This window comes from Phenylobacterium composti DSM 19425, assembly GCF_059568645.1.
The window spans coordinates 98193-120259 of sequence record NZ_JCANTT010000016.1 but is presented as its reverse complement, the minus strand read 5'-3'; the positions used below and the strand labels follow the sequence as shown (position 1 = coordinate 120259).

General features: G+C 69.7%; 25 protein-coding genes. 15 read left to right on the top strand and 10 right to left on the bottom strand.

The features are described 5' to 3' along the window. The first annotated feature begins 99 nt into the window (after positions 1 to 99). Positions 100 to 552, top strand: coding sequence for an Hsp20 family protein (locus tag BO64_RS12230; RefSeq protein ID WP_496403585.1), 453 nt, complete (start codon positions 100 to 102; stop codon positions 550 to 552). 70 nt (positions 553 to 622) lie between these two features. Here BO64_RS12230 and BO64_RS12225 read toward each other — a convergent pair whose 3' ends face one another. From BO64_RS12225 to gpmA, 3 genes are all read right to left on the bottom strand, one after another. Next, positions 623 to 1843: a pentapeptide repeat-containing protein gene (locus BO64_RS12225; protein WP_496403584.1), complete on the bottom strand. Its 1221-nt coding sequence runs from the start codon at positions 1841 to 1843 to the stop codon at positions 623 to 625. A gap of 111 nt (positions 1844 to 1954) precedes the next feature. Continuing rightward, positions 1955 to 2404, bottom strand: a complete 450-nt coding sequence (locus tag BO64_RS12220; protein ID WP_496403583.1) for a riboflavin biosynthesis protein RibD — start codon at positions 2402 to 2404, stop codon at positions 1955 to 1957. Positions 2405 to 2413: 9 nt separating this feature from the next. Next, the gene (gene gpmA / locus BO64_RS12215; RefSeq protein ID WP_496403582.1) at positions 2414 to 3124 is read right to left on the bottom strand and encodes a 2,3-diphosphoglycerate-dependent phosphoglycerate mutase; all 711 of its coding nucleotides are present in this window, start codon (positions 3122 to 3124) and stop codon (positions 2414 to 2416) included. Positions 3125 to 3206: 82 nt separating this feature from the next. On the opposite strand from gpmA, the gene BO64_RS12210 reads away from it, so the two are divergent. The 3 genes from BO64_RS12210 (at position 3207) to BO64_RS12200 (ending at position 6050) form a co-directional block, all read left to right on the top strand. Beyond that, positions 3207 to 3452, top strand: a complete 246-nt coding sequence (locus BO64_RS12210; RefSeq protein WP_496403581.1) for a hypothetical protein — start codon at positions 3207 to 3209, stop codon at positions 3450 to 3452. Continuing rightward, positions 3449 to 4414, top strand: coding sequence for a KpsF/GutQ family sugar-phosphate isomerase (locus BO64_RS12205; RefSeq protein WP_496403580.1), 966 nt, complete (start codon positions 3449 to 3451; stop codon positions 4412 to 4414). Before BO64_RS12210 ends, BO64_RS12205 begins: the two co-directional genes overlap by 4 nt. Before the next feature lie 133 nt (positions 4415 to 4547). Next, on the top strand, positions 4548 to 6050 hold the full coding sequence (locus tag BO64_RS12200) for a phosphomannomutase/phosphoglucomutase (protein ID WP_496403579.1): 1503 nt from the start codon (positions 4548 to 4550) through the stop codon (positions 6048 to 6050). Positions 6051 to 6056: 6 nt separating this feature from the next. On the opposite strand, the gene BO64_RS12195 is transcribed toward BO64_RS12200, so the two are convergent. Then, a complete protein-coding gene (locus BO64_RS12195) occupies positions 6057 to 7001 on the bottom strand; it encodes a hypothetical protein (RefSeq protein WP_496403578.1) in 945 nt (314 codons plus the stop codon). Positions 7002 to 7126: 125 nt separating this feature from the next. On the opposite strand from BO64_RS12195, the gene BO64_RS12190 reads away from it, so the two are divergent. Further along, entirely contained in the window at positions 7127 to 8431 is a 1305-nt protein-coding gene (locus BO64_RS12190) for a UDP-glucose dehydrogenase family protein (protein ID WP_496403577.1), read from the top strand. A 28-nt stretch (positions 8432 to 8459) separates the two neighbouring features. Here BO64_RS12190 and BO64_RS12185 read toward each other — a convergent pair whose 3' ends face one another. From BO64_RS12185 to glmM, 3 genes are all read right to left on the bottom strand, one after another. Beyond that, positions 8460 to 8621 carry a hypothetical protein gene (locus BO64_RS12185; protein WP_496403576.1) on the bottom strand — a complete coding sequence of 54 codons (162 nt, stop codon included), beginning with the start codon at positions 8619 to 8621 and terminating at the stop codon, positions 8460 to 8462. A gap of 90 nt (positions 8622 to 8711) precedes the next feature. Further along, on the bottom strand, positions 8712 to 9569 hold the full coding sequence (locus BO64_RS12180; protein WP_496403575.1) for a c-type cytochrome: 858 nt from the start codon (positions 9567 to 9569) through the stop codon (positions 8712 to 8714). 131 nt (positions 9570 to 9700) lie between these two features. Continuing rightward, positions 9701 to 11053: a phosphoglucosamine mutase gene (glmM, locus tag BO64_RS12175; RefSeq protein WP_496403574.1), complete on the bottom strand. Its 1353-nt coding sequence runs from the start codon at positions 11051 to 11053 to the stop codon at positions 9701 to 9703. Positions 11054 to 11171: 118 nt separating this feature from the next. On the opposite strand from glmM, the gene glmS reads away from it, so the two are divergent. Then, a complete protein-coding gene (gene glmS / locus BO64_RS12170) occupies positions 11172 to 12992 on the top strand; it encodes a glutamine--fructose-6-phosphate transaminase (isomerizing) (protein WP_496403573.1) in 1821 nt (606 codons plus the stop codon). Between the two features lie 63 nt (positions 12993 to 13055). Here the strand turns inward: glmS and BO64_RS12165 are convergent, their stop codons facing one another. Then, on the bottom strand, positions 13056 to 13298 hold the full coding sequence (locus BO64_RS12165; RefSeq protein ID WP_496403572.1) for a hypothetical protein: 243 nt from the start codon (positions 13296 to 13298) through the stop codon (positions 13056 to 13058). Positions 13299 to 13503: 205 nt separating this feature from the next. Here BO64_RS12165 and BO64_RS12160 point away from each other — a divergent pair, with 205 nt between their 5' ends. The 3 genes from BO64_RS12160 (at position 13504) to BO64_RS12150 (ending at position 16508) form a co-directional block, all read left to right on the top strand. Next, positions 13504 to 14373 (top strand): UTP--glucose-1-phosphate uridylyltransferase, encoded by an 870-nt coding sequence (locus tag BO64_RS12160; RefSeq protein ID WP_496403571.1) that lies wholly within the window; start codon positions 13504 to 13506, stop codon positions 14371 to 14373. Between the two features lie 68 nt (positions 14374 to 14441). Continuing rightward, entirely contained in the window at positions 14442 to 15650 is a 1209-nt protein-coding gene (locus tag BO64_RS12155) for an NAD-dependent epimerase/dehydratase family protein (protein WP_496403570.1), read from the top strand. Between the two features lie 3 nt (positions 15651 to 15653). After that, positions 15654 to 16508, top strand: a complete 855-nt coding sequence (locus BO64_RS12150) for an SDR family oxidoreductase (RefSeq protein ID WP_496403569.1) — start codon at positions 15654 to 15656, stop codon at positions 16506 to 16508. Here BO64_RS12150 and BO64_RS12145 read toward each other — a convergent pair. Then, on the bottom strand, positions 16505 to 17254 hold the full coding sequence (locus BO64_RS12145; protein ID WP_496403568.1) for an alpha/beta fold hydrolase: 750 nt from the start codon (positions 17252 to 17254) through the stop codon (positions 16505 to 16507). The two genes, BO64_RS12150 and BO64_RS12145, sit on opposite strands and share 4 nt — an antisense overlap. 45 nt (positions 17255 to 17299) lie before the next feature. On the opposite strand from BO64_RS12145, the gene BO64_RS12140 reads away from it, so the two are divergent. The 4 genes from BO64_RS12140 (at position 17300) to bla (ending at position 21022) form a co-directional block, all read left to right on the top strand. After that, positions 17300 to 18478, top strand: a complete 1179-nt coding sequence (locus BO64_RS12140; protein ID WP_496403567.1) for a glycosyltransferase family 4 protein — start codon at positions 17300 to 17302, stop codon at positions 18476 to 18478. A 1-nt stretch (position 18479) separates the two neighbouring features. Next, positions 18480 to 19466, top strand: coding sequence for a glycosyltransferase family 9 protein (locus BO64_RS12135; protein WP_496403566.1), 987 nt, complete (start codon positions 18480 to 18482; stop codon positions 19464 to 19466). Between the two features lie 108 nt (positions 19467 to 19574). After that, positions 19575 to 20096, top strand: a complete 522-nt coding sequence (gene infC, locus BO64_RS12130; protein ID WP_496403565.1) for a translation initiation factor IF-3 — start codon at positions 19575 to 19577, stop codon at positions 20094 to 20096. 11 nt (positions 20097 to 20107) lie between these two features. Then, on the top strand, positions 20108 to 21022 hold the full coding sequence (gene bla / locus BO64_RS12125; RefSeq protein ID WP_496403564.1) for a subclass B3 metallo-beta-lactamase: 915 nt from the start codon (positions 20108 to 20110) through the stop codon (positions 21020 to 21022). 21 nt (positions 21023 to 21043) lie between these two features. On the opposite strand, the gene BO64_RS12120 is transcribed toward bla, so the two are convergent. After that, a complete protein-coding gene (locus BO64_RS12120) occupies positions 21044 to 21238 on the bottom strand; it encodes a hypothetical protein (RefSeq protein ID WP_496403563.1) in 195 nt (64 codons plus the stop codon). Between the two features lie 236 nt (positions 21239 to 21474). Here BO64_RS12120 and rpmI point away from each other — a divergent pair, with 236 nt between their 5' ends. Next, positions 21475 to 21675 carry a 50S ribosomal protein L35 gene (rpmI, locus tag BO64_RS12115; RefSeq protein ID WP_496403562.1) on the top strand — a complete coding sequence of 67 codons (201 nt, stop codon included), beginning with the start codon at positions 21475 to 21477 and terminating at the stop codon, positions 21673 to 21675. 13 nt (positions 21676 to 21688) lie between these two features. Continuing rightward, the gene (rplT, locus tag BO64_RS12110; protein WP_496403561.1) at positions 21689 to 22045 is read left to right on the top strand and encodes a 50S ribosomal protein L20; all 357 of its coding nucleotides are present in this window, start codon (positions 21689 to 21691) and stop codon (positions 22043 to 22045) included. The last annotated feature ends 22 nt before the right edge of the window (positions 22046 to 22067 follow it).

Sequence of the window (22067 nt, the reverse complement as noted above, 5' to 3'; positions counted from 1 at the left end):
TGTCCGGGCCTTCCGGTGTGCTCACGGGCGCTTCTTCGAGGTCCGGCCGCGCACCCAACCCAAATCGCAACCTTGCTTAGACAAGAAGGATGTGACCGCATGCGTACGATCGACTTCTCCCCCCTGTACCGCTCTGTCGTGGGCTTTGACCGGCTGGCCTCGCTGCTCGAGACCGCCGCGGCCGACGCCGCCACCGGCTATCCGCCCTACAACATCGAGCGGACCGACGAGAACACCTACCGCATCGACATCGCGGTGGCGGGTTTCCGTCCCGAAGAACTCCATGTGGAGGTGAAGGAGAACCTCCTCACCGTCCAGGGCCGCAAGGCCGCCAACGACGAGGGCCGGCAGTTCCTGCATCGCGGCCTGGCCGAGCGCAATTTCGAGCGCCGGTTCCAACTCGCCGACTATGTGGTGGTGACCGACGCCAATCTCGCCGACGGCCTGCTCTCGATCTCGCTGAAGCGCGAGCTTCCCGAGGCGCTGAAGCCGCGGACCATCGAGATCAGCACCGGCCCCTCGAAGCTGATCGAAGGCGAGAAGGCGGCCTAAGGTCGGCCTTCCGGCCTCTCAGCCGAAAAGCGAAGGCGGCGTCCGCAAGGGCGCCGCCTTTTTCATGGCCTCAGAGCTCCAGCGGCCGCTGCAGCGGCGGGCGACACCCGCGGGCGTCCACCTCGTCGATCAGGGCGCCGTCGAAGTCCGCCTCGGCAAGGCGGGCGTAGCGCATCCGGGCGCCGGTCAGGTTCGCCGGCGTGCCCCGCCCCGACGCCAGGGGCAGCGCGCCCACGAGGGCCCCGCTGAGGTCGGCCCGCGTGAGGTTCGCCCCCACCAGCCGGGCGCCGCGCAGGTCCGCGCCCGCAAGATTGGCGTCCCGCAGGTCCGCGCCCTCCAGGTTCGCCCCCTGCAGGTGCACGCCGGACAGGTCGAGGCCGGCGAAGCTGGCGTTCTTGGCGCTGATGGCCGTCAGCCGCAGGCCCTTGAGTTCGCCAAGGGCCGGGCGCAGGTCCTCGCCGTCCAGCACGGCGGGCCGGCCGTCCTTGCCTCCGGTGCGGACCCAGGCGTCATGGCCCCGGGCCTTGGCGATGAGCTGCTGGGCGCGGAGCACTGTCGGGCGGTCCGGCGGCTCGCGCACCTGATGAAACTTGGCGCCGGCCCTGCGCGCCGCGGCCAGCGACATCACGCCGAGATCGGCGCGAGTGAAGTCGGCCTGCGAGAGATCGGCCCCGCCCACGTCGGCCCGGGTCAGGACCGCCTCCACAAAGACGGCGCCGCGCAGGCAGGCGTCGGTGAGCCTAGTCTCCCGCAGGGAGGCGTCGGTGAAGTCCGCCCCGGCGCCGTACGCCCCGTCGAGCAGCGCCCCGTCGAGGACGGCGCCCGCAAGGATCGCGCCGTCGAGCTGCGCCGTGCGCGGCTCTTCGACCACCGCCGGAAAGCCCTTGCTGGGATGCGGCTTGGCCATCTTGCCCGGCCGCAGGTCTGCCTCCCTCAGGTCCGCGCCCGTGAGGTTCGCCCCGGAGAGGCAGGCGCCCCGCAGGTTCGCCCTGGAGAGATCCGCCTGGCGCAGGTCGGCCTGCCGCAGGTCACAGCCCGAAAGGTTGGCCCCGGCCAGCCGCGCGCCCGATAGCCGGGCGAAGTCGAACACCGAGCCGGTGAAATCCGCTCCGGAAAGGTCGCGGCCATCGAGGTTCAGGCCCGAGAAGTCCACGAAGGGCAGCGACAGGCGCTTGCCGCCCCGGCCGGCGAGGTGGCGGGCATGGGCGTCCAGCAGCAGGCCCAGCTCGCCGTCGCTGAGCCGCCTGCGGCCAACGAGAACGGGCGCGACGACCAGCTCAGATGACATCATCGAGGCCGCCGGCGCCCTGGCGGACGCGCGACGACGAGGTTCCGGGCGTGGGTGACGGACATCAGGGCCTGGGTCCGGATACGACTTCGAACAACGTTACACCGCAACCAATTAACGGCGGATTTCCAGCGATTTAGCGGGGGAGTAGGCGACGTAGAGCGCCTCTGCCTCAGCCCCCAACACCCCGAGATCGAAGCTCACGCCTGCAGCGCGCAGTCGCTCGGCGCCCCGCCCGGCCGCAAAGACCGAAGGATCGGCGCGGGCCACCACCACCCGCGCGACCCTCGCCCGGGCCAAGAGTTCGCTGCACGACGGCGCGCCGGACGAACGCTCGCCGCAGGGTTCGAGGGTGACATAGGCCGTGGCGCCCAGGGCGCGCTCGCCCGCCAGGGCCAAGGCCGCCTCCTCGGCGTGAGGGCGGCCTCCGTCGCCGGTGGCCCCCTCGCCGACGATCTCACCGTCCCGGACGAGCACGCAGCCGACCGCCGGGTTCTCCCCCGTGCGGCCGACCTGGCCTCGCGCCACAGCGATGGCGCGGCGCATGAAATCCTCGTCCGTCATGGGCCGACCTTAGATCGGCGGCAGCTCCGTGGCACGCGCCGCATCGAGGTAGCGGGCCGACGTAGGCTTCAGGTTCCCGTCGAGTTCGATGACCAGCGGGTTGCCGGTAGGGATCTCGACGCCGACGATGGCCTCGTCAGAGACGCCGAACAGCAGCTTGACGATGGCCCGCAGCGAGTTGCCGTGCGCGGCCACCAGCAGGGTCTCGCCGCGCTTCAGGCAGGGGGCGATGTCGCTCTCCCAGTAGGGCTGCACCCGCTCCAGGGTGGTCTTCAGGCTCTCGGTGTCGGGCAGCTTGGCGCCGGCGTAGCGGCGGTCCTTCGAGAAGTCGAATTCGCCGCCGGGCGCCAGCGGCGGCGGCGGGATGTCATAGGAGCGGCGCCAGATCTTCACCTGCTCCTCGCCGTGCTTTTCGGCGGTCTCGGCCTTGTTGAGGCCGGTGAGCCCCCCGTAGTGCCGCTCGTTCAGCCGCCAGTCCTTGGTCTCCGGCACGAAGGCCTGCTTGGCCGCCCACAGGGCGATCCAGGAGGTGCGGATGGCCCGGGTCTGCACCGAGGTGAAGCAGCGGTCGATGGCCAGGCCCGCCTCGGCGATCAGCTCGCCGCCCTTCTTGGCCTCGGCCTCGCCCTGGGGCGTCAGGTCCACGTCCACCCAGCCGGTGAAGCGGTTTTCCAGGTTCCACTGGCTCTGGCCGTGACGCAGCAGGATCAGGGTGGGCAAGGCGGGTCTCCTCTTTGGCGGGAAGAGAGCGGCTAGGACCCGAGGCTTTCGCCGTCAAGCCGGCGCGGGCTATAGAGCGCCCATGCTGGATCGCCTCTACCTGCCGTTGCTGGGGCTGGCCGCCGTGGCCGCCGTCGGCCTGGCGCTCGTCTGGCCGCAGGGCCTGGGCGACCGCTCGCCGGGGCCGTTCGGCCATACGCCCGTGCAGCGGACGGCCGAGGCCCAGGCCGCCATGAAGCGCGAACACGAGGCCGCCGTGCGCCGCACCGAGCAGGCGCGGGAGGCCGTCCGCAACATCCAGAATCAGGCCCTCGCCCCGTCCCAATGAGCGCAGAAGAGACCATCGCCCTCGGCCGCCGCGTGCTCGAGACCGAGGCGGACGCCCTGTCACGCATGGCGCGCGAACTCGGCCCCTCGTTCGCCGAGGCCGTAGAGGCCCTGTTCACCGCCCGCGGCCGGATCATCTGCACCGGCATGGGCAAGTCGGGTCATGTGGCGCGCAAGATCGCCGCCACCCTCGCCTCCACCGGCTCCACCGCCACCTTCGTCCACCCGAGCGAGGCCAGCCACGGCGACCTCGGCATGATCGGCGCCGACGACGTCATCCTGGCCCTGAGCAAGACCGGCGAGACCCGGGAACTGGCCGACGTGATCGCCTATGCAGCGCGTTTCGACATTCCGCTGATCGCCCTCACCGCCGTCGCCGACGGCACCCTCGCCCGGGCCGCGGACATCGTCCTGCTGCTGCCCGACGCCCCCGAGGCCACCGCGGCGGTGAACGCCCCCACCACCTCCACCACCTTGCAGATCGCCCTCGGCGACGCCCTCGCCGTGGCCCTGCTGGAGCGGCGCGGCTTCAAGCCCAGCGACTTCAGGGTCTTCCACCCGGGCGGCAAGCTGGGCGCCATGCTGCGCACCGCCGCCGACCTGATGCACGGCCGCGAGGAGCTGCCGCTCGTCTCCCCGGAAACGCCCATGCGTCAGGCCCTGCTGGTCATGACCCAGAAGCGCTGGGGCGTCGTGGGCGTGGTCGACACCGAGGGCCGCCTGCTGGGGGCCATCACCGACGGCGATCTCCGCCGCCATATCGACGGCCTCATGGACCACACCGCCGGGGAGGTGATGACGCCGGGTCCGAAGAAGACCGTGGCCCCCTCCATGCTGGCCGGCGAGGCCCTGGCCCTGATGAGCGACCCGCCGCCGGCGGTGACCGTCCTCTTCGTCGTCGAGGACGGCCGCCCGGTGGGCATTCTGCACGTGCACGACCTGTTGCGCGCCGGGGTGATGTAGAAAAACCTCGTCGCCGGCGCCCCCCGCCGATCAAATGACAGGCCCGGTTCCGAAGCTGGGCCCTATGCGTTCGGGTGGCAGGGGGACGCCCAGCCAAGTAAACAGATCCGCGATCCGTAACGCCGGAGTTCCGATGCTGCCCGCCCCCCGCGCCGACCTTGTCCCGAACACCTTCGCCTACGAGATTCAGCCGCTGGTGAAGGCGACGGGCTTTCGGGAATACGACGCCCGCTGGCTTTTCGGTCCCGACATCAACCTGCTGGGCGTCCAGGCCCTGGGCCTGGGCCTTGGGACCTACATCCAGGAGCTGGGCCAGAAGCGGATCGTCGTCGGGCACGACTTCCGCTCCTATTCCCTGTCGATCAAGCAGGCCCTGACCATCGGCCTGGTGGCCGCCGGCTGCGAGGTGCTGGACATTGGCCTCGCGGTTTCGCCGATGGCCTATTTCGCCCAGTTCGACCTCGATGCGCCGTGCGTGGCCATGGTCACCGCCAGCCACAACGAGAACGGCTGGACCGGCGTGAAGATGGGCGCCCAGAAGCCCCTCACCTTCGGCCCCGACGAAATGGGCCGCCTGAAGGAGATCGTCCTCAAGGGCGAGTGGGTGCAGCGCCCCGGCGGCTCGGTGGAGCATGTGGCCGGCGTCGCCGAGCGCTACATCGCCGATGTGGCGGTCCGAGCCCGCCTGACCCGGCCGCTGAAGGTGGTGGCCGCCTGCGGCAACGGCACCGCCGGCGCCTTCGCGCCCGAGGCCCTGCGCCGGATGGGCGTGGCCGAGGTGATCGAGATGGACTGCGATCTGGACTTCACCTTCCCCAAGTACAACCCCAATCCGGAAGACAGCGTCATGCTGCACGCCATGGCCAAGGCGGTGCGCGAGCACGGCGCGGACGTGGCCCTGGGCTTTGACGGCGACGGCGACCGCTGCGGGGTGGTGGACGACGAGGGCGAGGAGGTCTTCGCCGACAAGATCGGCCTGATGCTGGCCCGCGACCTGTCGGCCCTGCACAAGGACGCCACCTTCGTGGTGGACGTGAAGTCCACGGGCCTGTTCGCCACCGACGAGGTCCTCAAGGCCAATGGCGCCAGGACCGTCTATTGGAAGACCGGCCACAGCTACATCAAGCGCAAGACCGCCGAACTGGGCGCCCTCGCCGGCTTCGAGAAGAGCGGCCACTTCTTCTTCAACCCGCCCATCGGCCGCGGCTACGACGACGGCCTGGTGGCGGCCGCCGCGATCCTGGCGATGCTGGACCGCAACCCGGGCAAGAAGCTGTCCGACCTGAAGAAGGCCCTGCCCGTGGCCTTCACCTCCCTGACCATGAGCCCCCACTGCGCCGACGAGGAAAAGTACGCCGTCGTCGAGGACGTGGTGCGCGAGTATGTCGACCTCGCCAAGGCCGGCGGCGCCATCCTCGGGCGGAAGATCACCGACGTGGTCACCGTCAATGGGGCCCGCGTGGCCCTGGAGGACGGCTCCTGGGTGCTGGTGCGCGCCTCGTCCAACAAGCCCGAGCTGGTGGTGGTGGTGGAGAGCACCCAATCCGAGGACGACATGCGCCGTCTCTTCCATGAGGAGGTGAAGCCCCGCCTCGCCAGGCGCCCGCAGGTGGGCGCCTACAATCAGGAAATCTGAATTCGGTCAGTGGTCCCGTTCGTAGAGCGGGCGGATGCTGAAGCCGGAGCGGAGCATCTCGCGCAGGTCCGCTAGGGTCGCCACATGTAGCCGTCCCTTTGCAGCGGCGATCATCGCTCCGAAGGTGCGATCAGCGTCGGCGGTCCGGCCCTGCTCCCATTGATACTGCATCTTGGCGAGCCACAGGCGAGGCGCAAACTGCTCTCCCCGGTCGAGCGCCATCGTCGAGGTCCGCGCGATCGCCTGATCGAGCAGCGGCTCCACTGACCGTCCGGTGAGAGCCAGATCGACCTCCAACAGGTCCTCCACGCTTGGCGTGCGGACAACACGGGCCGTCATCGACGACGCGGCGGACCGCTCGAAGGCCAGAATCCCCCGTGCGACCAAAGCCTCAGCCGCCGCGACCAACGTCGCGGACCAGTGATAGAAATAGTCCTGAAAGACCACCCGCGCCTCCGGCACGAGGCTTGGGAAAAAGCGGAACAGGATGAACTTGAACTCGTCGTAGAACTTGGGCGCGTCGAGGTGCATGAGACTGATCGGCGCGCCATCGTGCTCGATGTCCCGCAACTCGGCCCGGCGAGTGACCAGCAGGCCGGCCTCCTCCGCAGCGCCGAGGTAGCGCCGATAGACCTTCTGGAAATCCACCCGGCCATTGGCTCGCTCGACCAGATCAAGAACGCCGCCCTGCCCGGCGAAGGCGAACACATGGGGCGCAAACCCCTCGCCCTCCGCGCAACCGAAGCTGTCGTAGGTCCGCAAGACCGGGCCGTCCGCCGGGGTCCACCACTGGCTGGCGCCATTGACGAGACAGGCCGAGCTTCGCCCAAAGAACGTGCCGAACTCGACGATGACCGCGCCGGCAACGATCGGCGGCCGAGCCGCGAGCTCGGTTAGCAGAGCCTGTTCAACAGGCTCGATCATTCCCGGGATTTTCTGTGCGTCGATCATTCGGCCTCCTGCGCGGGGGCAACATACGGACTGCCCATCCAATGCAAAGGCTGAAGAGGCCGTGGAAGGTTGTGAACGTGCCACGCTCATGCTGAAAGCGGCCGACGACTCTTAGGGGACTCCGTATGAAAGTCGCGATGATCGGGACGGGCTATGTGGGCCTGGTGTCTGGCGCTTGCTTCGCCGACTTCGGCCACACGGTCACCTGCATCGACAAGGACGCCGCCAAGATCGAGCGTCTGAAGGCGGGCGGCATCCCGATTTACGAGCCGGGCCTGGACGTGCTGGTCGCCCAGAACGTCAAGGCGGGCCGGCTGTTCTTCGCCACCGACGCCCGCGACGCCGTGCGCGAGGCCGACGCGGTGTTCATCGCCGTGGGCACCCCCTCGCGGCGGGGGGACGGCCATGCGGACCTCTCCTACGTCTATGCGGCGGCCGAGGAGGTGGCGGGGCTGGTGGACGGCTTCACCGTCGTGGTCACCAAGTCCACCGTGCCGGTGGGTACGGGCGATGAGATCGAGGCCATCTTCCGGCGCGTGCGGCCCGACGCCGACGTGGCCGTGGTGTCCAACCCCGAATTCCTGCGCGAAGGCGCCGCCATCGAGGACTTCAAGCGGCCCGACCGGGTGGTGGTCGGCACCGACGACGAGCGGGCCCGGGAACTGATGCGCGAGCTCTACCGGCCGCTGTACCTCAACGAGACGCCCATGGTGTTCACCGGCCGGCGGACCAGCGAGCTGATCAAGTACGCCGGCAACGCCTTCCTGGCCCTGAAGATCACCTTCATCAACGAGATGGCCGACCTCTGTGAGGCGGTGGGCGCGGACGTGCAGCAGGTGGCCCGGGGCATCGGCCTCGACGGGCGGATCGGCGGCAAGTTCCTCAACGCCGGCCCCGGCTACGGCGGCTCCTGCTTCCCGAAGGACACCCTGGCCCTGGTGCGGACGGCCCGCGACTATGGCGCGCCGGTGGAGCTGATCGAAACCACCGTCAAGGTGAACGACGAGCGCAAGCGCGCCATGGCCCGCAAGGTGATCAAGGCCCTGGACGGCGAGGTGAAGGGCAAGACCGTCGGGGTCCTCGGCCTGACCTTCAAGCCCAACACCGACGACATGCGCGACGCTCCGTCGCTCGCCATCATCCCCGCCCTGCAGGACAAGGGCGCCAGGGTGCAGGCCTTCGACCCCGAGGGCATGACCGAGGCCCGGCACATGCTGACGGACGTGGCCTTCAAGGACGATCCCTACGCCGTGGCCGAGGGCGCCGACGTTCTGGTCATCATCACCGAGTGGGATCAGTTCCGGGCGCTCGATCTCGACCGGATCAAGCTGCTCATGCGCCGGCCGGTGCTGGTGGACCTGCGCAACATCTACAATCCCGACGACATGCGCGCGCGGGGCTTCGCCTACGTCAGCGTCGGCCGGCCGTAGGCGCGGGTCTCACGGACAGCGGGGGCGTCTAGAACCCGAAGGCGCCCAGGCTCATGAACGCCCGGGCGATCCAGACCACCCCGGCCCAGAAGGCCGTGGCCAGGACGCCGACAAAGGCGAGGCAGGCGATCGAGGCGGTGGGCCGCCAAGCCTGCCGCGCCACGCCCCAATGGACGAGGTCGCGTCGCATTCTTCCTCCCAAGTCGTAGCTCTGTAGTCCCCGGTTCGTGACCGTGGTTACGTCGACTGTGACACAAGAGTTAAGGCCTGGGTAGGGTTGCTATTGGGCCGCGGCGATCTCCCGCTCGGCCCGGGCCTTCAGGTATTCGTGAAGAGCAGTGACTTCGGAGTCCGACAGGGCGCTGAACCGCGACTTCGCGACCAGTCCCATCAGTCCGTCCAGCTTCCGGTCGCCGGCCGCGAGTCCTTCGTGGAGCAGCTTGCCGAACGCCTCGCGGTCATAGGCCGCGGCGACGGTCAGGTCCGGCGACTTGAGCAGCTCCATGCCCTTCAGGTCTGCGCCATGGCATTCAACGCACAGCCGCGCCAGCCGCCGGCCCTGGGCGTGGCCCGGCCCCACGTCGGGCAGGATGATCGGCCCACGGGTGCGCACCAGGGTCGCCTCGGACTGGAACTTGCCCATCAGCACGCCCACCCGCAGCATCGGGCTCACCTGCAGCCGCGGCTGGACCTCGCCGCCGGGGCTGAAGCTGCGCACATAGGCGATGAGGTCGGCGACCTCCTGGTCGCCAAGCTGCGAGAAGGCGTAGGACGGCATGACCCACAGCGCGCGGCCGTCCGCCCCCACGCCATGGCGGATGGCCGCCTCCAGTTCGGCGTCGGACTGCCGGGCGGCGGCCAGGGTCAGGTTCGGCCCCCACGCCCGCATCATCTCGTCCTCATGGAAGAGCTGTCCCCGAAGGTCCGCCCCGTGGCAGTCGTGGCAGCCGTTCAGCCTGGCGATCCGGGCCCCCCGCGCCGCCGAGGGCGACTGCGCCGAGATCAGCCGCACGGGCGGCGCCTCCGCCGGCCAGCGCAGCATCGCTTCGGACGCCGCAAGACCGCCGGCCACCACGCACAGGGCGAACACCACCACGCCGGCCAGGCCATAGCCGGCCCACTTCAGGACACGCTTCATCAAGGCTCCCCAGGATCTGCCCGCCGCCGGTCTCGACGACCGCCGTTCGCGGAGCGGGGGCCTTTAAAGGGACTTGATGGCCGGTGCTATCCGAGCAGACGCAGACCAGTTCTGCAGGAGCGCAGAGCCCCTCAGGCGGCCGCCTTGCGCACGGCGCCGGCGATCTCCTTGACCACCTGGCTCACCAGCTTCTCGTCGTCGCCCTCGGCCATAATGCGGATCAGGGGCTCGGTGCCCGAGGGGCGGATGACCAGGCGGCCCGAGCCGCTCAGGCGCGCCTCGGCGTCGGCGATCGCCTGCTTCACCAGGGCGTCCTCCAGCGGCTTGCCGCCCGAAAAGCGGACGTTCTCCAGCTTCTGCGGCGCCGGCTCGAACTGCCGGGCGAGCGCGCTCATGGGCTTGTCGCTCTCCTTCAGCACCGCCAGCACCTGCAGCGCCGCCATCAGGCCGTCGCCCGTGGTCGACAGGTCGGAGAGGATCACGTGGCCCGACTGCTCGCCGCCCACGTTGAAACCGCCCTCGCGCATCCGGGCCATGACATAGCGGTCGCCGACCTTGGTCCGCTCCAGCTTCAGGTTCCGGGCGTTCAGGAACCGCTCGAGGCCCAGATTGGACATCACCGTGGCCACCACGCCGCCGCCCTGCAGGCGCCCCGCCCGGGCCCAGCTGTCGGCGATGATCGCCATGATCTGGTCGCCGTCGACCACCTGGCCCTTCTCGTCGCAGATCACCAGCCGGTCGGCGTCGCCGTCGAGGGCGATGCCGATGTCGGCCCGGTATTCCTTGACCATCTTGGCCATGGTCTGCGGATGGGTCGAGCCGCAGTCCTCGTTCACGTTGAAGCCGTTGGGCTCGACGCCCACGCGGATCACCTCGGCGCCCAGTTCGTACAGGGTCACCGGCGCGACCTTGTAGGCGGCGCCGTTGGCGCAATCGATCACGATGCGCATGCCGGACAGGCTCAGGCCCTTGGGGAAGGTGGCCTTGGCGATCTCCACGTAGCGCGCCTGGCAGTCGTCGATGCGCTGCACCCGGCCGAGCTTCTCGGGCGGCGCCAGGCCCTCCTGGAGGCCCTGGTCCATCAGCGCCTCGATCTCCAGTTCCTGCTCGTCGGAAAGCTTGTAGCCGTCCGGGCCGAACAGCTTGATGCCATTGTCGGCGAAGTGGTTGTGCGAGGCCGAGATCATCACCCCGAGGTCGGCCCGCAGGCTGCGCGTCATCATGGCCACGCCCGGCGTCGGCAGCGGGCCGAACAGGCGAACGTCCATGCCCACGCTGGTGAAGCCGGCCACGAGGGCGGGCTCGATCATGTAGCCCGAGAGGCGGGTGTCCTTGCCGATCACCACGAGGTGGCGGCGCTCGTCCTTGGAGCGGAACAGCTTGCCCGCCGCCATGCCCACGCGCAGCGCCACCTCGGCGGTCATGGGATGACGGTTGGCCTGACCGCGGATCCCGTCCGTCCCGAAATAGGCGCGCTTGCTCATTCGTCAGCCTCGAAACGTTTGGAAACTGAGATTTAGTGGCCCCGACCTTAGCCGATGCTAAAGCCGCGACATCACAGGTTGAATCGTCCGCCTCTAGCACAAGGATCGTTCTGGCCACATGTGCGGCATCATCGGCATCGTGGGGACGAAGCCCGTCCAGGATCGACTGATCGACAGTCTCAAGCGCCTGGAGTACCGCGGCTATGACTCCGCCGGCGTGGCGGGGATCGTGGACGGCAGGGTCGAACGCCGCCGGGCGGCCGGCAAGATCAAGGCCCTTGAGGAGGTGCTGGCGGACGATCCGCTCCTCGCCACCGTCGGCATCGGCCACACCCGCTGGGCCACGCACGGCGCCCCCACCACCAGCAACGCGCACCCGCACAAGGCCGGGCGGGTCACCCTGGTCCACAACGGCATCATCGAGAACTTCGCCGAACTGCGCGAGGCGCTGAAGGCCAAGGGCCGCACCTTCGAAAGCGAGACCGACACCGAGGTCATCGCCCAGCTCCTCGACAGCGAACTGGAGAGCGGCAAGGCTCCCATCGAGGCCTTCAAGGCCGCCCTCGACCAGCTGCACGGCGCCTACGCCCTGGGCGTGCTGATCGAGGGCGAGGACGCCCTGGTGATGGGCGCCCGGCGGGGCAGCCCGCTGGTGGTCGGCTACGGCGACGGCGAGATGTTCATCGGCTCCGACGCCTTGGCGGTCGGTCCCTTCACCAACCGGATCAGCTATCTGGACGAGGGCGATTTCGTCGCCATCGACCACACCAGCGCCCGCATCTTCGATGAGCGCGGCGATCCGGTCGAGCGGCCCATGCGCACCGTGCCGGCCTCCGCCGCCCTGGTGGAGAAGGGCAACTACCGGCACTTCATGGAGAAGGAGATCCACGACCAGCCCGAGGGGTGCCAGCGCACCATCTCGGCCTATGTGGACACCATCGCCGCCCGCGCCGCCGTGCCCGGCGGCATCGACTGGGCCAATCTCGAACGCGTCCAGATCGTCGCCTGCGGCACCTCCTACATCGCCGGCCTGCTCGGCAAATATCTGATCGAGCAGATGGCCGACCTGCCGGTGGACGTGGAGATCGCCTCCGAGTTCCGCTACCGCCAGCCGGCGCTGCGTTCCGGGGCCCTGGCCGTGGCCATGTCGCAGTCGGGCGAGACCGCCGACACCCTGGCCGCCCTGCGCTACTGCCAGGCCCGGGGCATGACCACCGCCGCCGTGGTCAACGCCACCGAGAGCACCATGGCTCGGGAAGTGGACGTGGTCTGGCCGATCCACTGCGGCCCGGAGATCGGGGTCGCCTCCACCAAGGCCTTCACCGCTCAGGTGAGCGTGCTGACCGCCGTGGCCATCGCCGCCGCCCGGGCCCGCGGCCGCATCGACGACGCCGAGGAGCAGCGCCTGGTGAAGGTGCTCCTGGAGGCGCCGCGGCTGATCTCCGAGTCCATCAAGCTGGAGGACGCGGTCCGCGCCATCGCCCAGGAGGTCGCCAAGGCCCGGGACGTGCTCTACCTCGGCCGCGGCCCAATGTACCCGCTGGCCCTGGAAGGGGCGCTGAAGCTGAAGGAGATCAGCTACATCCACGCCGAGGGCTACGCCGCCGGCGAGCTTAAGCACGGCCCCATCGCCCTGGTGGACGAGCAGACGCCGATCGTCATTCTCGCCCCCTTCGACAGCTATTTCGAGAAGTCCGCCTCGAACATGCAGGAGGTCATGGCCCGGGGCGGCCAGGTGATCTTCGTCACCGATCCCGAGGGCGAGAAGCACGCCCCCAAGGGCGCCCGAGTGGTGGTGACGGCGCCGAAGTGCGATCCGCTAATCGCCCCCCTGGTGCTGTCGGCGCCGGTGCAGCTGCTGGCCTATCACGTGGCCGTCCAGAAGGGCGCCGACGTGGATCAGCCGCGCAACCTCGCCAAGTCGGTCACCGTCGAATAGGCCCAAAGCAAGACGGCCGCCCCGAGGGGCGGCCGTCCGCAGATCCTGTCTTGCTATACGCCCTTACTGCGGAGGCGGCGTGGTCGTCGTGGTGGCGTCCGCCGGCGGCGGAGCCGCGGGATCGGTCGTGGTCGCCGACGCATCCGCGGCCGGCGGCGTGGCGGCCATCATGGAGTCGGTGGCCGGGGCGGTGAGGTCGGCCTCGGCGGCGGGCGCGGCCGGAGCTTCTTCGGTCTTCTGCTGGCAAGCGGCCAGGCCCAGGGCCATGACGCCGGCGGCGGCGAGGGTCAGAGTGCGAAGCTTCATTGTTGTGGCTCCCTAGGGGTCAATCCCCCCGTTCGGAGCCTTGCACAACTTCCCGTGATCGCAAAATCGTGATCACACCAGGGCAGTGTGATTTGATCGCGGCCACATCACGGCGCTCGCCAGGGGATCGCAGGCGGGCGCAGCGCGTTTGGCAGCCGCGGAATGGTTGAGCTTCGGGCCCGGCCCGGAGCCTTGGAGGGGATGAATGACGAAGCGCGTGCGCAAGGCCGTCCTGCCGGTGGCGGGGCTGGGAACCCGGGTGCTTCCCGGCGCCAAGACCACCCCCAAGAACCTGCTGAACGTCGTCGACCGGCCGATCCTGTCCTACATCGTGGAGGAGGCCCGGGCCGCCGGCATCGAGCATTTTGTCTTCATCGTCGGGCGCGGCCAGGGGGCCATCGAGGACTATTTCGACGCCAATCCCGAGATCGAGCAGGCCCTGCAGGCCAAGGGCAAGGCCGACATCCTGGCCGACGTGCGCCGCGACGTGCTCCAGCCGGGCCAGATGAGCTTCGTGCGCCAGATGGCCCCCCTGGGCCTCGGCCACGCCGTCTGGTGCGCCCGGGACGTGATCGGCGACGAGCCCTTTGCGGTGATGCTGCCCGACATGCTGATGGCCGCCACGCCCCCGGCTCTGGCCCAGGCCGTGGAGGCGTATGAGAAGACAGGCGGCAACATCGTGGTGGTGGAGCCGGCGCCCGAGGGCGAGGCCCACAAGTATGGCATCGTCGCCCTCGAAGGCCGCGAGGGCCGGCTGAACCGCATGACTGGCATGGTGGAGAAGCCCGCCCCCGGGACCGAGCCTTCCAACCTCTTCATCTCGGGCCGCTATATCCTGCAGCCGGAGATCTTCGAGATCCTCGAAACCCAGGAGCGCGGCGCGGGCGGCGAGATCCAGCTCACCGATGGCATGGTCAACCTGATGAAGACCCAGGACTTCCACGCCCTGGAATACGAGGGGACCACCTACGACTGCGGCGACAAGATCGGCCTGCTGCGCGCCAATGTCGCCTTCGCCCTCATGCGCCCCGAGCTTCGCGACGCCGCGCGGCAGGCGATCCTGGACCTGCTCTGACCTTTCCCCGCCCGGCGGGGTGGGTTAGCCCTTACCCACGGGTGGGGCTCTCAGCATTGGGAGCAGGAATGCGGGTACTGATCCTCGGCGGCGACGGGTTCTGCGGCTGGCCGACGGCCCTGCACCTGTCCGCGCGCGGCCACGAGGTGGCCATCGTCGACAACGGCTCGCGGCGACGGATCGACGAGGAACTGGGCGCCGGCTCGCTCACGCCCATCGTCACCCTGGCCGAGCGGGTCGCCGCCTGGCGTGAAGTCTCGGGGCGCGAGATCCCGATCCACGACTTCACCGTGGGCAAGGACTTCGAAGCCCTCCTCGGCCTGCTCCGCGCCTTCCGGCCGGACGGCGTCGTCCACTTCGCCGAACAGCGGGCCGCCCCCTATTCGATGAAGTCGGCGGCCCACAAGCGCTACACCATCGACAACAATCTCAACGCCACCCACGACGTGCTGGCCGCCATCGTCGAAAGCGGCCAGGACATCCACCTCGCCCACCTCGGCACCATGGGCGTCTATGGCTACGGCACGGCCGGCGCCCCGATCCCCGAGGGCTACCTGACGGTGCAAGTGGAGACCGCCGACGGCTGGCGCCCGCAGGAAATCCTCTATCCGGCCAATCCCGGCTCGATCTACCACCTGACCAAGACCCAGGACGCCCTGCTCTTCCAGTTCTATGCCCGCAACGACGGCCTGCGGATCACCGACCTGCACCAGGGCATCGTCTGGGGCGCCCAGACCGCCGAGACGCGGGCGGACCCGCGGCTGGTCAACCGTTTCGACTATGACGGCGACTACGGGACGGTGCTGAACCGCTTCCTGATCCAGGCGGCCCTCGGCCATCCGCTCACGGTCCACGGCAGCGGCGGCCAGACCCGGGCCTTCATCAACATCCAGGACACGGTGCGCTGCGTGGAGCTGGCCCTGCTCCACCCGCCGGCCCGGGGCGAGCGGGTCAAGGTCATGAACCAGATGACCGAGTGCTGGCGCGTGCGGGACCTCGCCCAGATGGTGGCCCGGCTGGCCGGCGCCGAGGTGGCGCATCTGCCCAATCCCCGCGCCGAGGCCGACGAGAACGAGCTCTGCGTCGAAAACCGCCGGCTGCTGGGCTACGGGCTGGAGCCGATCACCCTGGAGGACGGCCTGCTGCTGGAGATCACCGAGACCGCCCGGGCCTTCGCTCACCGCGCCGACCTCTCGAAGATCCCCTGCGTCTCGGCCTGGAACGTCGAGCGTGCCCAGGCCCTGGCCGCCCATGCGGCTAGGCTGGCGGCGGAGTAGCCCTTGCGGCTGTTCATCTTCGGCTACGGCTTCACGGGCCGCGCCCTGGCCCGGCGCCTGCGCGCCGAGGGCTGGAGCGTGACCGCCAGCCATCGCGGTCCGGCCGACGCTTTGATCGCCGACGGCGTCACGCCGGTGCATGTGGACGATCGCGCCGCGCTGGTTCGCGTCCTGGCCGAGACCCGCGCCCTACTGGTGACGGCGCCCCCCGGCCCCGAGGGCTGCCCGGGCCTCAACACCCTTGTTCCGGCCCTCGCCCAGGCCAACGCCTTCCCGGACTGGACCGGCTACCTCTCCACCACCGGCGTCTATGGCGACCGCCGCGGCGGCTGGGTGACCGAGCGCAGCGCCCTGGCCGCGCAATCCGTCGAAGGGGCCCGGCGCGTGGGGGCCGAGCGCGACTGGCTGGAGGTGGGGCGGGGCATGGGCCTGACCGTCACGGTCTTCCGGCTGCCGGGCATCTACGGCCCCGGCCGTTCGGCCTTCGACCGCCTGCGCGAGGGCAAGGCTCGCCGCATCGTCGCCCCCGGCCAGGTGTTCTCCCGCATCCATGTGGACGACCTGGCGGCAGGCCTTGCCGCCTCCATCGCCCGGCCGCGGGCGGGGGGCGTCTACAATCTCTGCGACGACGAGCCCGCGCCCAATCCTGACGTCATCGCCCATGCGGCGGGGCTGCTCGGCATGCCTGCGCCCCCAGCGATTCCCCTGGCCGAGGCCGGGCTGTCGCCCCAGGCCCAGCGCTTCTACGCCGAGAGCAAGCGGGTCTCGAACGCCCTGGCCAAGGCCGAGCTCGGCTGGCGGCCCGCCTATCCCACCTATCGCGAAGGGCTGGCGGCGATCCTGCGCGCCGGGGGCTAGCCCGCGAGCTCCTCCACCGCCTGCAGCAGACGGGCGAGGTCCTGGGGCCGGGACAGGCGATGGTCGCCGTCCTTGATCAGGGTGAAGACCACGTCCGAGCCCTTAAGGGCGTTGGCCAGCTGCAGCGCGTGGGTCCAGGGCACGTCGGGGTCCTCCCCGCCCTGCAGGATGCGGACCGGGACCTCGATGGGAACCTCCTGGGCCTCCAGGATCGACCAGCGGGCGCCGTCCTCCAGCAGCTCGCGGGTAATCGGATAGGGCTCCCCGTACTCGCTGGGCCGGAGCCAGACGCCGTCCCGGGCGAGGTCCTCCAGCCCCTCGGGCGGGATCTCGGGCTTCATCAGCTTCTCGGTGAAGTCCGGCGCCGGGGCCACGAGCGCCATGGCCTTCACCCGCTCGGGCGCCGCCGCCGCCGCGAGGCAAGCGATCCAGCCGCCCATGGACGAGCCCACCAGCACCGTCTCGCCCTCGGTGAGCTGCTCCAGCACCGCGAGGGCGTCCTCGCGCCAGCGGCTGATCGTGCCAGCCCGGAAGTCGCCCGAGGATTCCCCGTGGCCGAAATAGTCGAACCGGACGAAGGCCCGGCCGTTCGCCAGCGCCCAGTCGGCCAGGGCCTGGGCCTTGGTCCCGGCCATGTCCGACTTGAAGCCGCCCAGCCAGACCACCGTGGGGCCGCGCCCCTCCACCTTGCGCCAGGCGATCCGCTCGCCGTCGGGCTGCGTCAGAAATCCGCTCGTCTCGCTCATGCTCCGCCTCTTACGGCGCAAGCCCGTTCCGCGCTATCAGGAGCCGTGGCCCTCCCCTCCGATTTCACCCTGCTGCAGGTCATCCCCGAACTTGAGACCGGGGGCGCAGAGCAGAGCACCCTCGACATCGCCCAGGCGGTCGTGCGCGCGGGCGGCCGGGCCCTGGTCGCCACCCGCGGCGGGCGCATGACCCGGCGGCTGGTCTCCGATGGCGGCCAGCTGATCGAAATGCCGGCGCAGTCCAAGAACCCCGTGGCCATGCTGGGCAACGCCCGGCGGCTGGCAGCCCTGATCCGGCGGGAGAAGGTCTCGATCATCCACGCCCGCAGCCGGGCCCCGGCCTTCTCGGCGCTCTGGGCGGCGCGGGCGACGGGCGCCCCGTTCGTGGCCACCTACCACGGCGTCTACAAGGCCCGGAGCGGGCTGAAGCGCTGGTACAACGCCGTCATGACCCGCGGCGATCTGGTCATCGCCAATTCCGACTACACCCGCGCCCATGTGCTGGCCGAACACGACGTCGATCCGGCCAAGGTGGTCACCATTCCCCGCGGGGTGGACCTTGGCCGCTTCGATCCCGCCGAGGTCGCGCCCGAGCGCGTGGCGGCGCTGGGCGCGGCCTGGGGTCTCGAGGCCGGCGACCCGCGCACCAAGGTGCTGCTGGCTGGGCGCCTCACCCGCATCAAGGGCCACCTCACCATCATCGAGGCCGCGCGGCGGCTCGCGTCGGAGGGCCGGCGCGACTTCGTCGTCCTCTTCGCGGGCGACGACCAGGGCCGCAGCGGCTATGCCGAGGAACTCGCCCGGGCCATCGCCGAGGCCGGGCTTCAGGAGGCCGTAAGGATCGTCGGCCATTGTGACGACATGCCCGCGGCCTATCTGCTCGCCGACATCGCCATCCTGCCGACCACCGTGCCCGAGAGCTTCGGCCGGGCCGCCGTGGAGCCCCAGGCCATGGGCCGGCCGGTGATCGCCTCCGCCCATGGCGGGGTGACTGAAACCGTGGTGGATGGGACGACGGGCTGGCTGGTCCCGCCGGGCGACGCCGAAGCCTGGGCCGCCGCCCTCGCCCGCGCCATCGACGCCGGCCCCGGACAGCGCCTGGAGATGGGCCGCGCCGGCCAGGAGCGCGCCCGGCGGCTCTATTCGGTAGAAGCCATGTGCGCCGCCACCCTCGCCGCCTATGAACGCGTGCTGGCGGCCCGCAGCAGCAAGGCGAACCGCTGACATGCCGCGCCCCGTCGACCGCATCCTGGTGATCAAGCTGTCGGCCCTGGGGGATTTCGTCCTGGCCCTGGCGGCGATGAAGAAGATCCGCGAGGCCCACCCCAAGGCCCACATCACGCTCCTGACCACGCCGCCGTTCGAGGCCCTGGCCAAGAGCTGCCCCTACTTCAACGCCGTGGACACCGGCGGCCGCCCCGAGGGCTTCACCCAGTGGATGGCGCTGCGGAAGCGGCTGAAGGCCATGAACCTGACCCGGGTCTACGACCTGCAGACCTCGGCCCAGTCCAACCGCATCTTCCAGTTGCTGCGCCCGAACCCGCCGGCCTGGTCCGGGATCGCCTTCGGCTGCTCGCTGCCGCACCGCAATCCGCTGCGGAATCAGATGCACACCCTGGAACGCCAGGCGGACCAGCTGATGTACGCCGGCATCTGGCCCGATGCGCCCACCGAGCCAGGCACGGCGCCGCCGCCAGACCTGTCCTGGGTGCTGAAACAGGCGCCGGCCGAGCGGCCCGTGCCCGGGGCTGTGAAGCCCCGGCCCTATGTGATGTTCGTGCCCGGCGGCTCCGCCCACCGGCTCGACAAGCGCTGGCCCCTCGAGCGCTACTCCGAGCTGGCCCGCATCCTCTATGCGCGGGGCTTCGACATCGTGATCATCGGCGGGCCGCAAGAGACCGCCCTGGCCCACGCGATCCAGCGACAGACGCCCAGGGCGCGGGACCTCACCGGCCGCACCGACTTCGCCCGCATCGCCATGCTGGGCGCCAAGGCCGCCCTGGCGGTGGGCAACGACACCGGGCCGCTGCACCTGGCGGCGGCCGCCGGCGCCCCCACCATCGTCATCTTCGGCAAGGCCTCGGACCCCGCCCTGTCGGCGCCGCGGGGCAAGGTGGCCATCCTCCGGGCGGACAATCTGGCCGACATCACTGTGGCCCAGGTGGCGCAGGCGGCCAATTCTCTCGCCCCTGCACCGTCTGCGCGACCTTGATACGGAAGTATCCCTTCGTCATATACTGACAGCACGCCCGGAGCGCTCGATGCGCACCGGCGTTTTTGCGTTTCAACAGCACCAGGAGCTCTGCCTATTCGCCGCCCCATGAACACGCCGCCCGTCAAGGAAGGGCCGCGTATGAATCAAGAGATCCGCGTCCCTCGCGTCCTGCTCATCGACCAGCACGGTGAGAAGCAAGGCGTGATGCCCACCTCTGCCGCCATCGAGGCCGCCGAAGAGGCTGGGCTGGACCTGGTGGAGATCGTCCCCAACGCGGATCCGCCCGTCTGCAAGATCCTGGATTACGGCAAGTTCAAGTTCCAGGAGCAGAAGAAGAAGAACGAGGCGCGCAAGAAGCAGAAGATCGTCGAGCTCAAGGAGATCAAGCTCCGGCCGAACATCGACCAGCACGACTACGAGGTTAAGGCCCGGTCGATGACCCGCTTCTTCGAGGAAGGCGACAAGGTGAAGATCACCCTTCGCTTCCGCGGCCGCGAACTGGCCCACCCGGAACTCGGCATGAAGCTGCTGCAGAAGGTCAAGGCCGACTTCGAGCCGGTGGCCAAGGTCGAGTACGAGCCTCGCATGGAGGGCCGTCAGATGATCATGATCCTGGCGCCGCGCTGAGCCGGACACCGGTGAACGCCAAGGCTATGGGATATCTGGGAGCGGCCGTCCTCTGGGCGGCCGCTCTCGTCGTTCCGGGGGCCGCCCAGGCCCAGATTCAGGCTCAGACTCAGGCTCAGGCTCAGGGACAGGCCGCGGACTCCCGGCCCGACAACCAGCCGGTGAAGCCCTTCGCCATCGCCGACGGCTTCTGGTGGGTGGGCGCCTCGGACGTGGCGGCCTATCTGCTCCAGACCAACAAGGGCCTGATCCTCATCGACGGCGGCTACGAGACCACCGCGCCGCAGATTCTCGACAACATCCGCCGCCTGGGCTTCGACCCGAAGAGCCAGGTGAAGATCATCCTCAACACCCACGCCCACCTGGACCACGCCGGCGGCCTCGCCGCGCTCAAGGCGGCCACGGGCGCCAAGGTTCTGGCCAGCGGCGAGGACGGCAAGCTGATGGCCCGGGGCGGCAAGGGCGACTTCTTCCTCGGCGACCGGGCGGCCTATCCGCCGGTGAAGCCCGACGGGACGGTCCGCGACGGCCAGAAGGTGAAGCTCGGCGAGCGCACCCTGACCGCGCATATCACGCCCGGCCACACCCGGGGCTGCACCACCTGGACCTTCCCGGTGACGGTGGACGGCCAGCCCCGCCAGGCGATGATCCTCTGCTCCAACACCATCCTGCCGGGCTACCGGCTGACGGGCGAGGAGAGCTATCCCGGCATCGCGGCCGACTACGAGAAGAGCTACCGGGCCTGGCGCGCCATGCCCTGCGACATCTTCCTCGGCAGCCATGGCCGCTTCTTCGGCATGGCCGAGAAGGCCAAGTCGGGAAGGCCCGACGCCTTTGTCGATCCCGAGGGCTGCCGGGCTTACTTCGAGAAGGGCTATGCGGCCTTCCAGGCCGAGCTCGCCCGGCAGAAGACCGCCGGCCAGTAGGGCTCGACCGCGGCGACGGGCTCAGACGCGGATGTCGAGCACCGCGCCCTTCCTGGAATCCTTCACGGCCTCGGCCGCCACCGCCGTGGCGGTCAGCTCCGAGACCTTCTCGCGAGCCTTTTCGGCCGCCGCTTCGGCCTTGGCCGCCTGCTGGGCCGGAGCCGCGTGGGGATTGTAGCCGGGCGTGAACGGCGCGGCGGAGGAGATGCTGGACATTCTGTCGGCTCCATCGCCGCATCTGCGCGGCTGGGACGCCCAGCGTGGCGCCTCGCGGGTAACCGGCCTTTAAGGAACGGGGTAAAGGCGCGGAAAGCATGGCTGAGCGCCCTCAGCCTTGCCTTCCCAGGCCATTTCCCGTATTAGCCCGCCCCTTCGGAACCGCCTGGCCCCAAGGCATGCCAGGGCGGTTCATCAACACGACCAGAGGACGGGGCGTCCGCGCTCCGAGTGAAATGCCGAAACTGAAGACCAAGTCGGGCGTGAAAAAGCGCTTCAAGATGACGGCGACCGGCAAGCTGAAGGCCGGCGTGGCCGGCAAGCGCCACCGCCTCATCAGCCACAACGGCAAGTACATCCGTCAGAACCGCGGGACCAAGGTGATGTCCGAACAGGACGCCAAGATCATCAAGTCCTGGCTGCCCTACGGCCTGTAAGGAGATCTGACAGATGGCTCGCGTGAAACGGGGCGTTGTCGCCCACGCCAAGCACAAGAAGGTTCTCGAGCAGGCCAAGGGCTTCTACGGGCGCCGCAAGAACACCATCCGCGCCGCCAAGGCGGCCGTGGACAAGGCCGGCCAGTACGCTTACCGCGACCGCAAGGTCCGCAAGCGCAACTTCCGTTCGCTGTGGATCCAGCGCATCAACGCTGCGGCCCGCCTGGAAGGCTTCACCTACTCGCAATTTATCTTCGGCCTGAACAAGGCCGGGATCGAAATCGACCGCAAGGTCCTCGCGGACATCGCGGGCAACGATCCGACCGGGTTCAAGGCCATCGCCGACAAGGTTCGCGCCGCGCTGGCTTAAGCCCTTGGGGACCTCCCGGTCC